Raw genomic sequence first — 15,103 nt, 5'->3', positions numbered from 1 at the left:
CCACCCCCACAAAACCCCCGCGTCATATTATTAATGTCTATTCCACCCCCCCGCGGTTTTCCCGGCGGGCCGGGGGGGGGGGGCGGGGGGGGGGGGGCGCGCGGCGCCCCCCCGCCGTCATCCCCTGTCGGGTTTGGTCAGTTGCTGAAGTAGAGGTAGTTCCAGGTGCCGTATGTGGTGGTGTTGACGCTGTCGCCCGAGGAGGGGTCGATGTAGGAGGTGCGGACCCGGGCGCGTATGCCCGAGGTCCCGGGGTGTCCGAGGTTGACTACGGACTTGCCGTTGGTGCCGAGGGAGAAGTATTCCGAGTCCGTGGTGTGCCACGTGCCGCCTGAGTAGACCTGGAGGTCCAGGCGCTCCTTGCGGCCCTGGTAGTAGGTCATCGTGGTGGTCAGGACGGCGTCGGTGTTCTTGTGGTAGTAGCGGTAGCGGGTCGAGCCGATCGTTGCTGTGCGGTAGTACTTGGACAGTGAGCTGGCGGTTTTCACGTGCGCGTAGGCGGCGGACTTGACGGTGCGGCCGGCGTAGCGGGCGTCGCCCTTGAAGACCGCGGTCACGGCGGTGTCGCGGGACATGGTGACGGTGGCGGACAGGTTGCCGTGTGCGTCGGTCTTGCCGGTCTTGAGGAGCTTGTTCGGCTTGTCGCCGCCGTAGGGGTCGGCCCAGATCTCGACCGTGCGGTTGCTGTAGGTGGTGCCGAGGTGCGCGGTGAAGACGACGTTCTTGCCGTAGGTGTACGTCTTCTTGTTGTTGGTGAGCGTCAGGGCGGGCGTGGCGCGGGAGACGGTGACGGTGTCCGAGGCGGAGGCCGGGGTGTGCGCGGCGTCGCCGGCGTAGGTCACTGTGTAGCGCACCTTGCTGCCGGCGGGCGGCGCGTCGGTGAAGGAGAAGGTGCCGTTCGCGCCCAGCGTCCTAGTGCCCAGTGACTTGCCCGAGGGGGACAGCAGGTCGGTGCGCGTGACGTTCAGCGGTGTTCCGGCGGGTAGCTGCAGACCGGTCGTGAGGGTGCCCTTGACGGTGAGCGTCTTGCCGCGCGTGCCGGTGGCCGGGGCGTCGACGGTCAGCTTCGAGACGTACTTGCGCGGTTCGGTGACGGTCTGCAGTTGCATGGCGCCGGACGACCCGGTCAGCACGAACAGCTTCGTGCCGTCCGCCGACCAGGCCGTCGAGTGCCCGCTCCAGGTCATCCACGCGTCCGAAAGGTTGCGGACACTGGCCGGGGCGTCGGCGCCGCCGGGGAAGACGTAGGTGTCACCGGTGTTCTCGGTGTCGAGCGAGGTCGCAGCGACCGTGCCGTCCGGGGCGATGCTGACGGTCTCCGACTCGCTGTTGACCGGGTACTCGTGTACCTCCCGGAGGTCGGAGAGCCGGTATTCGACGACCGCCTGGTGCCCCTGCCCGACCACGAGGATGGACTGTCCGTCCGGTGTGAGCGCGGCGTCCCGGTAGAAGCCGCCCTCGTTCGCGGTGACGCGGATGACCGGGGTGCCCGACGACACGTCGTAGACGACGATCGGCCCGGTGCTGATGCCTCCGTCCAGGGCGACCAGCGTGTCCGGGTTCGCCGGGTCGGCGTACAGCATCGGCGTGCTGGCGAAGTCGTGGGCGCCGGCGAGGTCGAGGGAGACGGTGGCCGGGTCGGCGGTCAGGTCGACCTCGCCGAGCCCGGAGTCCCACTGGTCGCCGTAGCCGAACCAGATCCGGCCCTCGGCGAGGGCGATGTGGCGCGGCGCCGTGCCGGCGCCGGTCGGGTACTCGGCGGTCTGGGTGAGCGTCGCGGTGTCGAACGCGACGATCTTGTCCGCTCCGGTGACCGCGGCGTACAGGGTGCTGCCGTCCGGGCTCAGCTGGAGATCGGACACCTGGGGCAGGCCGGAGAGCTTGCTGAGCACCTTGCCGTCGTAGCCGACGACGGAGATCGTACTGTCGCCGCTGATGTAGAGGTGCTGGTGGGCGCCGTCGACGACGGTGTCGTTCACGGTGCCGACGCTGATCGGCACGCTGGTGTCGGCGGCCGCCGGGCCGGCTGTCGCCAGCACCGCGGAGCTGAAGAGGGCTGCCGTCGCGACGGCAGCCGGAAGTGTGCGAATACGCACGGTGATGTGACCCCCCCAACGACGTCCGGCCGCTGTGTGCGGCCGGTACCGGCCCTGTAGCCGGTGAGCGAAGGTTAGGCCACAGCCTCAACACCCCACCCAGCACCCTCGTTTCTGCGCAGGCAGGCCGACCAGAATGCGACTTCCGGTGCGCGGACCGATGGTCGAATAACGCACCCCCGGCCGAGGTAGCACCGGCACAGGGTGTCGTGGAACGGACCGAGTCCTGGCTGTCCGGCTGCCGACGTCTCCACCGCCGCTACGAGCGAAAGCCGGAGCATTTCCTCGCCTTCACCGCCATCGCCGCGACCCTCATATGCCACCGGAGACTCACCAACTGAAATGACGTCTTACAGCTCTTCGTCGTCGCCGGGTTCCGAAGCTCGGCTGTAGGCGAGATCCAGGACGTAGCGCTCGGTCACTGGGGGGTTGTTCCATGCCTCGGTGAGGTCGTCCTCGAAGGTGTCGTCGGTGGGGCGGTCGAGGGTGGTCTGGTAGTAGTCCCCGGTCGCCTGGCGGTTTTCCCACCAGGCGTGTCCGGTGTAGACACCTGAGCGGGGCAGGGACATTTCCCCGGCGGGTCCGTATTCGATTTGGTTCACGACGAGAATCGCGGTCTCCGACTCGATGGTGACGGGAACCGAGCCCTCGGCGTCGGTGGGAGGAGAGGGTGGGCTGTCCCAGAGCCGGATGGTGACCTCGACGTCGATGTCGGGCTGCAGGCTTTGGATGTACAGGTGGTAGCCGTTGCCGGCTACCACCTGGGTGCGGGCGGCGGCCATGGCGTCGTCGTCACTGAGGTAGGCGTCCGCGTCGTAGATCTCCACGACGCGGCGGCCGGGTGTGGCCTTGCACCTGTATTCGGCCAGGAGCGCCATGATGCCGCTGCCCTTCTGCTAGTCGGTGATCTTCATGTAGAAGGCGTCGCCGTCGATGATCCGGTTGAGGGTGTACATCTCGTCGAGCCTGCGGCCGCCGTTCCCGTTGTCGGTGCCGTCGATCAGCCGGACGGAGGAGCGGTTGTCACCCTTGGTCGAGCCCTCCTTGGTGGAGGCGAACGGATACTCGTCGCATTGAAGATCCGTTCCGGTGTAGTCCCCCCACACCTTCTCGCATTCCTTGATCGATCGGGCGCGGTTCTTCTTCTGCTTCTCCTTGTCGACCATCCTGTGCAGGGGCTCCTTCGCACCCGGAACAGTCTTGCCCGGCCACGAGGGGAAGGTGCGCTCCGGCCGGTTGAGGGCGTCGTAGATGTGCAGCGCGCTCTCGTTGACCGCCGGATCCTTCTGGCTCAGCACGAGTTCCACCCGGGCCTGGGTGAAGACGGTGCCCTGGAACTTGCCGGCGACCTTCCCGGCGTAGTCGTAGCGGACGCTGGAGGTGTAGATGCTGCCGCCTTCGGTGAAGGGCGCGGCGTTGGGGGAGCTGGCGCTGAGATCCATCGACACGGTCGAGAAGACCTTTTGCTGGTTGCCCTGGTCGTACAGGGGGCCCTTGTCGGGGGACGTGTAGGAGAGGTTCCAGTGCGGCTGACTGTCCCAGACGCCGAGCAGTTCGTCGCGGTCGGTGGTCTGCGGCGCGGTGACCTGGGGGTCCGGGTCGCTCGTGGAGGCGTTGATGCTCTGGCGGAAGTGCTGGCCCAGCCGCCACTTCGTGGCGTCCTCGGTGGGGAGTGGCTGGACGATGATGTCCTCGCTGCTGGCGAGGTAGTCGACGCGCCGGCTGCCGTCGTATACGAAGCCGAGAACCCACTGGTCGAACTTGAGGCGGCCCAGGCTGGTGGTGCCCCTGACGTCACGCAGGACCAGGTCGAAGGGGCGCTTCTGGCAGCTCTCGAACCGTGACTTGATCCACCCGGCTGCCGTTTTGGCCTGCGCCGCGTGCGCCGCGCATTCCTGGCGCAGGTCCTGCTCGTCGTCAGGAGCGGTTACGGGGGCGGCTGTCAGCGATGCGGACTTCGCGTCGTGGGACCGGGCGTACTGGGCGTACGGGAGGGGCTTGCCCAGACCTTTCAGGTCCTCTGCGGGCAGGGACGCGGCATCGACGAACCTGGTAGCCGCCTCGGGGCCCGGGTCGTTTCCTGCGGGTGCGGCATGGCCGGCTGACGTGGCTGTGGCCATGAGAACTGCCACGGCTGTGGCGGTGGTGGTTCCGCGGGCCAGACAAATGAGGGTGGTGCGTACGTTCACCAGCGGACTCCTTGCGGGTGGGGGGAAGTTCCAGGGCACCTGCGGCTCGTGGCGATCACGGAACGTCGCAGAGTTCGCCCCAGCACGCGTCCACCAGCGCGCCGGTGTGCGGGCTGTAGCGGGCGGTGAATCCCGCGAAACGGTGATCGCCGTGTTGCAGTCCAGGAGTGGAGCTGGAGGAGGAGACCGTCCAGACGTCGCCACCGCCGCCGGAGACCGCGCGTGGAGCGGCTGTCAGTCCGGCCGGGGAGGGAGCGGGCGGTTCTACGGCGACGTCGTCGCCCGAAACGTCGAAGGCCGCGGCAGCCCGGGCCCGGATGTCGGCGGCAGACACGTCCGCATCAGCTGCAGGGTCTTCACCCTGGCCGCCGGCAGCGAGCGCGGCGGCGTTGCAGACCCGCACGGTGACCACGCACTGCGACAGGCCGGGCACGGCGGCCAGGCAGTCATCGGAGTCGCTCTTCAGGCAGGACTCCAGGGCGCCCTGGTCCACGCCGTTGAACGTGGCGGGCAGATCGGGCGGGAGTGTGCCGGAAGGGTTCGCCCGGGTGGCCGGCGTGCTGGGTGGGGATGCCAGGGCGGCGGCCTGTCTGCGGGGCTTGCTCACCGTCCACTGGGTGAACTTGCTGCTGTCGGTCAGCTTCGTGGTGAAGCAGCTCGGCGGCTTGTGGGTCGTGCTGCACGCGGGGAGCGTGACCGATTTGGCTACATTGCCGGTTGCCACCTGTTGCCACACCTTGTTGCCGGTCATGAACTGCATCCGGTCGGCGATGGAGGGGACATCGACGTACTTCGGTCCCGATACCTCAAGGCCGACGTCGACACGGTTGGTGTTGCCGCCCACCACCTTGAGCTGCTTGGTGGTGGAGCCGACTTTGTTGAAGTCGTAGAGAACGTCCCACTGGTTGCCGCTGTCCTGGCGGACCGTCATGTAGGTGTGGTTGCGCTTGTCGGCCTTCGTCGGGTTGACCCCGGCCCGTATGGCGGTCGTTCGCCCGCCGCTCGTGGTCATTTCCGTCCAGCGCGGCCCGTAGGTGTGCGTGGTCCTCCCGGTCTTCTCCGCGTAGAGGCCGATCTCGATGTTGGGAGCGGCCAGCGGACTGCCGGAGGTGTTCGGGCTGACGCGGAGGTAGTTGCCGACCTGCACGGTGGCCGATCCGGTATCGACCTGATCGAAGGTGATCGGCACGTTGCGCCATGTGGCGAAGCTGCCGATCAATTGCTCCCCGGGCTGGCCGCACGTCATTCCCCAGTACGTGAGGCGGGCGTTGCAGAGGAGGCTGCACGCCTCCGCGGGAGCGGAAGCGTGCGCTTGTGGGGCGGTGCTGAGGACAGTGAGTGCGGCGACCCCGGCGCTTGCCGAGGCCAAAAATCTCGCGCGCGAACGCGACAAGGTCCCCCCTGTAAACGATCAAGAATGGTCACAGGGGACCTATCGTCGAACTTCCGCCGAGTTGAACGGTTATCGGATCAGTTGGCCGAATGCACGCATGATGCGCATCACAGTCGCACAGCAAACCCATAGAGAATGAACAGGTTCAAGTCTCCGCATGGGGCGGATGTTTGAGCTCCGGAGGTCGAGACGGCCATGAAGCCCGGACTGGTTGTCGACTCATCGGCACCAGGTCGACCAACGGTGCGCAGGCACTCGATCATTTCCCGGCCCGGCCAGACGCGCAGGCGGCCGAGTGCGTGAGAGGCGGGTGTAGTGAACATGGACGGAGCCGGAGGCCCTTTGACTCTCACTGCCATCGACACCACACCGAGAGATCGCACCTTGATTCGTCACGCCTCGTCAAAGGCCTCGAGCAGGCGCTCGTACGCCGGCTTCGGCCGCAGGGCCGCGTCCCACGGCAGGGAATCGGCCGTGCGCGGAGGATAGATCTTGGTGTCGGCGGTGGAACCGTACCGGTCGGTGAATCCCCATGTGGAGAACGATGTGCAGTTCGGCTCCTCCAGGCAGACCCGCAGCTTGCCCGCCATCTCATCGGCCTGGGTCTGCCGCCCGTCCTCCTCGTCCTTACCTATGGGGACGTCCATCTCCGACACCCGCGCCTGAACCCCGAGTTCCGCCAGATCCCGCACATGGCTGCGGAAGGTCTCCGGGTCGGTGCGGTCGCCGGGTGCGTACTCATGGTTCTGGAAACCCACGCCGTCGATCGGTACGCCGCGTTCCTTGAGCCGCTTGACCAGATCGTAGAGGGCGTCCCACCGCTCGCCGTCCTCCTCTGCCCCGTACTCGTTGAGGAACAGCCGTGCCTTCGGATCGGCCCGGTGGGCGGCCCTGAACGCCTCGTCGATGTACTCCTCGCCCATGGCCTCGAACCACGGGCTCTGCTCGGAGCGCAGACCGAGATCCCCGTTGGTGTAGCTCTTCTCGTCGTCGGACATGGGTTCGTTGACCACATCCCATTCCGCGACTTTTCCCTTGAAGTGTCCGGCGACCATGGCGATGTGCCGGAGCATGGTGCGGCGCACCTCCGCGGGGTCGTCGTTCTCCCGCATCCAGTTGGGCAGAGCCTCGTGCCAGACGAGAGTGTGCGCGTGCACCTTCATATCGTTTGCGCGGGCGAAGCGTACGAGGAGGTCCGCGTCGCGGAAGTCGTAGACGCCCCGGCGTGGGTGGAGGAACTGTGGCTTGAACGCGTTCTCCGGAGTGAGCATAGAGAACTGGCTCCCCGCGAGCGCCCGGTAGCGTGAGTCGGTAAGCAGCGGATTCTCGGCCAGGGCGGCGCCGATGTCGAACGGCCGCCCCACGTCTGCGGCCCGCGCACGCAGCGAGTCGTCGGACTGCTTCTGGCGTAGGTGCGGCGCCTTGATCACGCGGAGCGAGTCACCGCTCTCTGCCCGCGCGATCAGCTGCGTCAGACGCCATCCCTCGCGGCGCTTGTCTTCGCCCGCGTCCGCCTCCAGACCGAACCAGACAGTGCCCTCGGCGAACACCCCCGGGTCCTGCACTGTTCCCAGCCGCCGCCCGTCGGCTTGTACGCGGAATGTGTCACCGATGCTCGACACGGCAAGCGTCACCGTCCCGGAACAGCCGCAGTCGAAATCCTTGGAGGTGGCCGGCTCATCGCCCTCGCCGTCCCATATCTGCACCTTCACGTTTCCGTCAGCGGTCACGCCGACGCGGAGTGACTGCCGCTCCTGCCGCCACTCGTCGTAGATGACTGGTACCCGTCCGTACAGCCGCAGCCATGAGCCGCCGGCATCGTCACCCACACCGGACATGCGCGCGGTGACCGTGAAGTCGCCATCGGACCTGAGATGCGGGCCGGCCAGGTTCAGCGGGGGGTTGGGCTGGCCGCCGGAGGAGTCCTGCTCCACGATGTGCCGATCCAATGCGCTGACCCGCAGGATGCCGTTCCGCGCGGTGGTGCCCGGCATCTGCGTCCAGTCGTGGTTCCGCAGCAGGTCTTCGCCGTTTCCGCCGCCCGCGCCTTCGCCCTGCCCCGTACACCCGGCCGCCACCGCCATGACGAGCACCACGGCGGTCAGTCGCTGCCGCGTCCCCCCACCAAGGTTCACGGTCCCTCCCACTCTGTTGTTCGAGACGAGATCAACTTCTCGAAGCCGGGCCACAGTTCATCACGCGTGAGGTACGCCGCGCAGTGGTGCGGCCACCCATGCAGGCACGTCGGTCGGGGTGTGTACACGGTCCAGCGAGGTCCCCGCGGAGCATTCGCACGGCCCTGCGACTCTGGGACCCGGCGGAACCAGGCCGGTACCTCCCCGAAGGGCCTTGCACGGAAGTAGTCGGCGCGGTCACCTCTCTCGCCAGGCCCTGCGGTCTGCGGGCCTACCCCTCCTGAGACGAGCCACGGCCAGGGCGGCGACCAGAGGCGCGCCCTCATGGCCGCTGCGGACGTGGGCACGGGGCTGGCCAACTGAAGTGCCGAAACAAAAGAGGAAAAGCTGTCCCGTTGCGGGACATAATGGAACGACACTGTCCCGGTGGATTGCCCGTGTTGGCGGGGGTGCACCGACCGCAGGACGTCGTCCGCCTCGCAAGAAGGGGTGCTCCCGCCGACGCGGGGGTGAACCGACGGAATGGAACACCCGCGTAGCCTGCTCGGGAGCATGGGCCGTGACGATGCGTCTGATTCGGTTCACACGTTACTGGGGGAGGGGAGTCGGTCATGGCGCACAGCGGACAGACGGAGACAGCCGTACTGGTGGCGATGCTTGGCGAGCGTGCTGCCGTGAACGTCCGACTGGCACTAGTCGCGGACGAACAACAGTGGCAACTGCACCACGGCCAGGTCACCTTCGAGGACGAAGCTCCCTTGACGGAGCGAGTCTGGCGCTACAGCACGGCGAGCTTCCTGGAACTGCGCCTGCCCGGCCCGACGGTCGCCGCGCTGCTGCGGGGCGACGAACAGGACATCCACGGCCTCCAGGTCGTCGCACCCGGCCCACCGACCTCCAGCGCCTCCAGCTCTCGGCTGCGCGGCCAAGAAGAGTGGGGCCGGGTCACCACACCGTGGCCGCGCACCGAGTGGACCATCAACCGGGACTCCAACACGCCCCAGCCCGGATACGACCTGCTGGTCGGGGACGGTCCCTCTTTCCTGAACTTCGACCAGGCCCTCAGCGCCTTCCTGTACCAGCGCCCCCACGACAGCAACGCGGGCCGCTCGGACCTGTGGCGCATCGTCCTGCCGCAGCGTGCGGGCTGGCTTTCACAGATCACCATCGGGCCCGACCTACTGACGGCCGTCGTCGACGGCGAGGCACTGGACGGCGCGGTACTGGAGCTGAGCGGGGCGGCGGACAGCGAGCGCCAGTCCGTCGACGGCGCCGGCACCTACCGCTTCGCGCTGCCCAACGGACTCGCGCACGACAGCCTGCTGATGCTCCGCCACGAGGACCAGTCGCTGGACTGGCGCAGCTTCCCGGCTCTCACGTACGGGCGTGCCCGCGACGCCTCGGTCCTCTGGGAGCAGCCCGGCCCCGAGCTGGAGCTTCTTCTGGCGAACGGAGAGGGAAAGTACCTGGAGTGCAAGCGGGAGGTTCCGGAGGGCGAATCACGGAAGAAGATGCTCAAGACCATCGCCGCCTTCGCATCGCAGGACGGCGGCACCGTCCTGATCGGCGTCCGCGACGACCTGCAGATCGTGGGCCTGCCGGAGAAGCCGACCGTCGACAAGCAGGAACTCCAGGTCGTCGGCATGATCCGGGACAGCGTGGAACCAGCGCCGCCGTACAAGTCACGCCTGATCGACCACGACGGCAAGAAGGTCCTCGTCATCGAAGTCTCCGGCGGGGGCCAGATGTACGCCTACCGTGAAGGACAGCGCGCGGAGTTCTACGTCCGCGTCGGCCCGAACACGGTGCCCGCACGCCACCATGAGATCGCCGCCGGATTCCGGCAGGCGCCGACCGTCACAACGTTCTGAGAGCCGCCGCACCGGCGACGGCACGCGTCGGCCCATTCGGTGCGGCCGACCCACGCTTGCCCCTCTGGCTCAGCCCGGCAACCCGTCACGACGGCGGCAGAAGGGACGGCCCATTGTCAGACCCCCTCCATACGCTGGTCGTGAGGTATCTCAGACAGGAGGGCGAGTCGGCCGCCTGGGCCGCGTCTTCACTGCCGGGCACCAATCCTGGGGGGTGGCACGGTCACGACATAGACACCGGAGTCGGGAGACGTTTCCTGGGACCTTGCCCGTAGTTCCTCCATATCTGTGCCGCGGGGCCAGTGGGTACCGTCCGCCGACCAGAGGATGCCGACCAGATCGGTTTCCGTGAGTTCGATCTCGCTCAGGTCGTCGTCGGTGAAGTCGTCCAGCACGCCGGAGAGGAGTGCGTCAGAAAGGCCGGCAGCGGTGGCGAGGCCGAGCATGGCGGCGATGGCGCGCGTGTGAGTGTGGGCGAGATCCCGGCCGCGGGTGCGTGCACGCAGAAGATCGCGGAGCCGGTCGCGGTCACGGGTGCGGACCTGGTCGAGGTCGTCGGCCAGGACGGCGTCGACACCCGACGCGAGGCTGTGGGCCAGCATCAGGGCCTGGTCGCCCGCAATGTCGCGGGCGAGGTGGTCGAGGTCGAAGTTGATGTCGACGTCGATGGCATTGGCGAGTTCGAGGGCGCGGAAGTGGTGGCACTACGGATACTCCGACGTCGCCACCGGGCACATCCGCACGCTACTTGAAGTTGCCAGTTGCAACATCCGTCCCCGCGCTCGAAGGGAACTACAGGCTGCGTTGGCGCCGATCGACGCACGCGTTCTAAAGCGCACCGTCAACGATCCATTCGCTCCACAGCACCTGCCCTGGTGGCAACGGCGCATCGAGGTTTGACCCACGGTCGACACCAGGGTGGGGCCGGAGACCGCTCGTGCAGCCACCTGCCCTTGCTTCTATGTCTTCGACGTCATTACCAGGGCGATCGCCCGAATCAAGAACTTGATCCCCAGATAACGACCGGCGTCGGAGAGACACACGTCGCGCAGGCCCTCGGACACCTCGCCATCCGCCAGGGCGCCAACGTTCGCTTCGCCAAGACCAGCAGGATCCTGGCCGAGCTCGCCGGCGGCCACGCGGACCGCACCTGGGACCGGCGCATGCGCGAGATCGTCCGCCCCGACCTGCTGATCCTCGACGACTTCGCCATGCGTCAGATGACTGCCTCGCAGGCCGACGACCTCTACGAACTCATCTCCGAGCGGCAGGGCCGGTCCGTGATCATCACCAGCAACCGGGCGCCCAGCGACTGGTATCCGCTCTTCCCCAACCCCGTCGTCGCCGAGTCACTCCTGGACCGGCTGATCAACGCCAGTCACCAGGTCATCATGAACGGCCCCAGCTACCGGCCCAACAAGCGCCCCAAGAACCCGACCGATAAGCCGCCGACCAGCTAGAACGGCCTTCTCGCACTCCAGCGTGAGAGGGTCGCCCACATGATCGAGCCCTGGGTCCTCAGTGATGGCACCGCGCCAGCTTCAGCCGCAGCGGTGCTTGCAGTGCTGCGGGAGCGGATCAGCACCGGACAGCTTGAAACATGGCTGACCAGTGCGTCCGGCCGGTCGCTGGCCTTCATCAGCAACACCGAGCGGGCCATGGTGATGCTGCTTGACGACGAGGACGATCCCGGCGAACACGCAATGGACCCAGGAGCCAGTGGCTCCAGCGACGGATTCATCCTGGAGAACGGACAACACGACGAGTATCCGAATGAGGACACACTGCCCCTGGCGGACGCACTTCAGGTCGTCGAACACATCCTGACCACGGGCGCCCCGCCGCCTCTCACTGCGTGGTCGATCGACCGCTGAAGAGGGGCGGCACCTGGGGAATTACGTGAACAGAGCCCGGGGAATTACGCCGTCGTCGACAGAAGGTCCTGCTCCAGCCGGTGAACGCCTCGTTGGAGGCGATCGCGATACTGCTCTTCTCCTCACGCTCAGTGAGAACGTGGAAGAGCATTTCCGCCCCGCGGCGGTCGAGTTCGAGGGAGCTGAACTCATCGATCACGCCCACCGTGACGGTCACGAAGACCCCGGAAACCAGCGGGGCACCTCGCACCCGTACATGTACGACAAGGACTGCGGCGCAGCCCGGTCCGGTACACCCCCCTCAGCACGTTCCGGCCTCGGAGGTGCGCAGCCACGCGTTGCGCGACGCCTGAGCGGGTGGCAAGAGCCGCGTCCGCGCTTGTCCTCCTCTTTTGATCATCCGGTCAGGACGAGGGCGGGGTCTGCCCCGAGCCGGACGTGAAGGTGACCGTCAGCCGGCAGTCCAGTGCCGAGGCAATGCGGTCCAGGAGTGCCAGGGTGGGCAGGTCCCGCCCGGATTCGATGCGTGAGATCGCGGCCTGTCCGGTCCCGGCGAGTTCGGCCAGGCGTGTCTGGGACATGCCTCGCTGCCGGCGCCAGGACCGCACCAGGCCGGCGGTGTCGTTCACCGTCCGGTGTCCGCGCTGTAGCGGGGCAGAGCAGCAGTGTCGATCTTCCAGCCGGTGACGGTGACGGTGTCTCCGAAGGTGTAGTGCTGCCTGTTGTCGTACGTGGGTTCGCCAGTGCGGCGTGTCGGCGCCCAGTGGTGGACGGCGGTCCCGTCCCGGGGGTCGACGATCAGGTAGTGCGGCACTCCCATGGCCAGATAGTCGCGCAGCTTGCCCTCGTAGTCGTTGCCCGGGTTGGACCGGGAGACGATCTCGATCACCAGGTGGCAGCGGCGCGGGTCGATGGCATCGCTCTCGGCTGTGGCCTCTTCCTCGTCGATCACGACGAGGTCGGGGACCCGCAGGATGCCCAGTGCCGCATCCTCCATGTCGGTTGCGGGCATGAGGACCAGGTCAGTACCCAGTTGGGGCTCCAGCTGGGTGCGCAGGCGGTGGGCAACGAGCTGATGCTGCTTCTTCGGGCTCATCATCAGCAGCAGCTGGCCGTGGCTGATCTCCGGCCAGGCCAGCGGCTCAGGCTTGTCGAAGGCCTCACGGAACTCACGAAGATGCCCGTAGACGCTCTGCTCCGTCACACCCCCACCGTATATGACGAAATCATCATGACATGCGAGGTGCGACCACCCCGATCCGCCAGGCGCGCCCGACAAGTACCGTCAGCTGGTCCGGGGTCTCGGCGTGAAACCGGTGATCGCCCGGCGCGGCACCGAGCACGGCTCCCGCCGGGGGCACCCAATGCTGGGTCGTGGAACGCGTGTTCGCCCACCTGTACTGGTTCCGCCGCCTGCGGTTCCGCTGGGAGATACGTGACGCCATCCACGAGGCCTTCCTCACCCTCGGATGCGCACTCATCTGCCGGCGGCGCCTACACTCATTGCCAGTAGGTCCTTGGCCGAGGCGTCGTCACCACCTCGTTCGGCCACATCTGCCGGACCCGAACGAGCTGCCCACGCAGTTCGTCCACCCAGCCGTTGCCCGGGTCCAGGACGACGCGGACCGAAACACCGGACTTGCCACTGTCGTCGACCGTGATGATGGGACGGGGCACCGAGAATTGCCTGTCGACCTCAATCCGGATCTCGATCTCGCCCGTGGCCGTCCAGCGGATGCTCTCCCTGTCGGAGAGCTCGGCCAGGGACGATGACCAGTCATCCAAGGCTTCGGGTGACAAGCACAGACCAAGGCGTCCGCTGGCGAAGGCGCTCGTGATGACGAGCTCGGCATCGAGGTAGTCGTTGTACGGCGTGTCCCCGGGCCTCTTCCGTCCCAGCACGCGCACCCGAACGCTGCTGTCCGGGTCGGCCAAGTGGATCAGGTCCACCCCGTCGTCCTCATCCACGTGTCCTCCCGATACCCATAACGTTCGCACGAGCTGCGAACTGGCCCCAGTCGGTATTCCGTTGGGAGTTCTGAACGACGGACCAGCTCCGGGGCATGCGGCTGTCACGCGTACCCGTCAATGTCCCGACGTGGGTGACCGGTTCTGGATCGGTGACCGGTCGGATGGAAGTCCTCTTGCTTGCCAGGGGACCGGTCGATGTGAGCTTGTTCCGCTTTGACGGACACCAACGGTGTGGTGGTCAGGCCGCAAGTGCGGTCTCGTATTCGGCTGGACTGCGGTAGCCGAGGCTGCTGTGCAGTCGGTGCAAGTTGTACCAGCCCTCGATGAAGTCGAAGATCGCGGTGCGGGCGGCGGCCCGGCTGGGCCAGGTCCTCGTGTCGAGCAATTCCCGTTTGATGGTGGCGAAGAACGACTCGGCGAGTGCGTTGTCCCAGCACTGCCCGGTGCGTCCGACGGAGAGATGGACGTTCAACTCGGCTGCCAGGGAAGTGAGTTCACGGCTTGTGTACTGGCAGCCGCGATCCGAGTGAAAGATCACCGGGTGGCCGGGACGACGCTGTCGGCAAGCCGCCGTGAGGGCGTCGGCGACCAGTTCGGTCCGCAGGTGGTCGGCCGTCGCCCAGCCGACTACCCGGCGGGAGGCGATGTCGATGACGGTGGCCAGATAGAGCCAGCCCTCCTCGGTCGGCACGTAGGTGATGTCGCCGCACCAGCGGGTGTCGAGGGCGTCCGGGTCGGGTGCGAAGTCTCGGACGAGGAGGTCGGGCCGGGACGCGGCCCGCGGGTCGGGGACTGTTGTCAGGTGTCGGCGTCTGCGGTGCCGGCCTTCCAGGCCGGCCGCCCGCATCAGTCTGGCGACGCGACGGCGTCCGCAGACAGCGCCCTCGCGTTTGAGTACGGCGTGGATGCGTGGGGCGCCGTAGGTGCCGCGGGACTTTGCGTGGGCCTCGGTGATTCGCTCGGTCAGCTCGGCGTCACGGACCGCTCGCGGACCGGGCTTGCCGGTGCGGCGGGCATAGAAGGCGGTTCGGGAGACCTGCAGCAGTTCACACACGCGCTTGACGTTGTGACCGTCTCGCTTCTCCGCCTCGATGAACGGGTGCACCGTCACCGGGTCTCCTTCGCGAAGAAAGCCGTGGCCCGCTTGAGGATGTCGACGTCCTCGCGCAGTCGGCGGTTCTCCCGTCGCAACGCGGCAAGTTCCTCACGTTCACTGCTGGTCAGGCCATCGCGTTCGCCTGCATCCGTCTCGGCCTGGCTGACCCACAGCCGCACCGCGGTCTCGGTCAGATCGAAGTCCCTGGCGATCTGACCGACCGAGCGGTCACCACGCCGGCACAACTCGACGATCTCGGCCTTGAACTCAGGCGTGAACGAACGGCGAGGCCGAGGCTTCTTCTTCCCCATGCTCTCCATGATGGACATCCTCCCGGGGCAGAACCCCTGATCTCGGATGTCCGTCAAAGCGAATCAAGCCCAGTCTGCGACGAAGCCCAGGGCCTGACCAAGAACTCCCTGGAGTACCTGCAGACTCTCTGGGAGAACAAGAGCACCCAGCTGACCGTCATCCTCGC

11 protein-coding genes and 5 pseudogenes are annotated in these 15,103 nt (G+C 67.0%); 6 read left to right on the top strand and 10 right to left on the bottom strand.

The genetic code is table 11. From position 1 onward, the window contains the following. Positions 1-137: 137 nt before the first annotated feature. Positions 138-2,096, bottom strand: coding sequence for a beta-propeller fold lactonase family protein (locus ACFXC1_RS50065; protein WP_381256854.1), 1,959 nt, complete (start codon positions 2,094-2,096; stop codon positions 138-140). A 206-nt stretch (positions 2,097-2,302) separates the two neighbouring features. On the opposite strand from ACFXC1_RS50065, the pseudogene ACFXC1_RS50060 reads away from it, so the two are divergent. After that, positions 2,303-2,437, top strand: a pseudogene (locus tag ACFXC1_RS50060) (IS5/IS1182 family transposase); the annotation flags it as partial. 9 nt (positions 2,438-2,446) lie between these two features. On the opposite strand, the gene ACFXC1_RS50055 reads toward ACFXC1_RS50060, so the two are convergent. The 4 genes from ACFXC1_RS50055 to ACFXC1_RS50040 form a co-directional block, all read right to left on the bottom strand. Beyond that, complete coding sequence (locus ACFXC1_RS50055; RefSeq protein ID WP_381256851.1) at positions 2,447-2,974, bottom strand: hypothetical protein; 528 nt, start codon at positions 2,972-2,974, stop codon at positions 2,447-2,449. An 18-nt stretch (positions 2,975-2,992) separates the two neighbouring features. After that, positions 2,993-4,285 carry a NucA/NucB deoxyribonuclease domain-containing protein gene (locus ACFXC1_RS50050; protein WP_381256848.1) on the bottom strand — a complete coding sequence of 431 codons (1,293 nt, stop codon included), beginning with the start codon at positions 4,283-4,285 and terminating at the stop codon, positions 2,993-2,995. Between the two features lie 55 nt (positions 4,286-4,340). Continuing rightward, complete coding sequence (locus ACFXC1_RS50045; RefSeq protein WP_381256845.1) at positions 4,341-5,504, bottom strand: hypothetical protein; 1,164 nt, start codon at positions 5,502-5,504, stop codon at positions 4,341-4,343. 566 nt (positions 5,505-6,070) lie between these two features. Further along, the gene (locus ACFXC1_RS50040; protein WP_381256902.1) at positions 6,071-7,813 is read right to left on the bottom strand and encodes an endo-1,4-beta-xylanase; all 1,743 of its coding nucleotides are present in this window, start codon (positions 7,811-7,813) and stop codon (positions 6,071-6,073) included. Between the two features lie 611 nt (positions 7,814-8,424). Between ACFXC1_RS50040 and ACFXC1_RS50035 the strand changes: the two genes are divergently transcribed. The 4 genes and pseudogenes from ACFXC1_RS50035 to ACFXC1_RS50015 all read left to right on the top strand — a co-directional run bounded on the left by ACFXC1_RS50035 (position 8,425) and on the right by ACFXC1_RS50015 (position 11,558). Next, positions 8,425-9,684 carry an AlbA family DNA-binding domain-containing protein gene (locus tag ACFXC1_RS50035; protein WP_381256842.1) on the top strand — a complete coding sequence of 420 codons (1,260 nt, stop codon included), beginning with the start codon at positions 8,425-8,427 and terminating at the stop codon, positions 9,682-9,684. Positions 9,685-9,986: 302 nt separating this feature from the next. After that, a complete protein-coding gene (locus ACFXC1_RS50030) occupies positions 9,987-10,436 on the top strand; it encodes a hypothetical protein (RefSeq protein WP_381256839.1) in 450 nt (149 codons plus the stop codon). A 273-nt stretch (positions 10,437-10,709) separates the two neighbouring features. Next, positions 10,710-11,144 (top strand): annotated as a pseudogene (locus ACFXC1_RS50020) (ATP-binding protein); the annotation flags it as partial. Positions 11,145-11,183: 39 nt separating this feature from the next. Next, entirely contained in the window at positions 11,184-11,558 is a 375-nt protein-coding gene (locus ACFXC1_RS50015; protein ID WP_381256837.1) for a hypothetical protein, read from the top strand. 61 nt (positions 11,559-11,619) lie between these two features. Here the strand turns inward: ACFXC1_RS50015 and ACFXC1_RS50010 are convergent. The 3 genes and pseudogenes from ACFXC1_RS50010 to ACFXC1_RS50000 form a co-directional block, all read right to left on the bottom strand. Next, positions 11,620-11,808 (bottom strand): annotated as a pseudogene (locus ACFXC1_RS50010) (ATP-binding protein); the annotation flags it as partial. A gap of 154 nt (positions 11,809-11,962) precedes the next feature. Then, the gene (locus tag ACFXC1_RS50005) at positions 11,963-12,187 is read right to left on the bottom strand and encodes a helix-turn-helix domain-containing protein (RefSeq protein WP_328675082.1); all 225 of its coding nucleotides are present in this window, start codon (positions 12,185-12,187) and stop codon (positions 11,963-11,965) included. Next, on the bottom strand, positions 12,184-12,762 hold the full coding sequence (locus tag ACFXC1_RS50000) for a Uma2 family endonuclease (protein WP_381256834.1): 579 nt from the start codon (positions 12,760-12,762) through the stop codon (positions 12,184-12,186). Before ACFXC1_RS50000 ends, ACFXC1_RS50005 begins: the two co-directional genes overlap by 4 nt. Positions 12,763-12,862: 100 nt before the next feature. Here ACFXC1_RS50000 and ACFXC1_RS49995 point away from each other — a divergent pair. Then, a pseudogene (locus ACFXC1_RS49995) lies at positions 12,863-13,043 on the top strand (IS5/IS1182 family transposase); the annotation flags it as partial. Positions 13,044-13,058: 15 nt separating this feature from the next. Here ACFXC1_RS49995 and ACFXC1_RS49990 read toward each other — a convergent pair. Further along, a complete protein-coding gene (locus ACFXC1_RS49990) occupies positions 13,059-13,526 on the bottom strand; it encodes a DUF5959 family protein (protein ID WP_381256831.1) in 468 nt (155 codons plus the stop codon). Between the two features lie 241 nt (positions 13,527-13,767). Continuing rightward, positions 13,768-14,936, bottom strand: a pseudogene (locus ACFXC1_RS49985) (IS3 family transposase). Between the last annotated feature and the right edge of the window lie 167 nt (positions 14,937-15,103).

The sequence above is a fragment of the Streptomyces hokutonensis genome, assembly GCF_042751305.1.
Taxonomy (GTDB): Bacteria; Actinomycetota; Actinomycetes; order Streptomycetales; family Streptomycetaceae; genus Streptomyces; species Streptomyces hokutonensis_A.
This window is presented reverse-complemented; position numbering and strand designations above follow the sequence as displayed.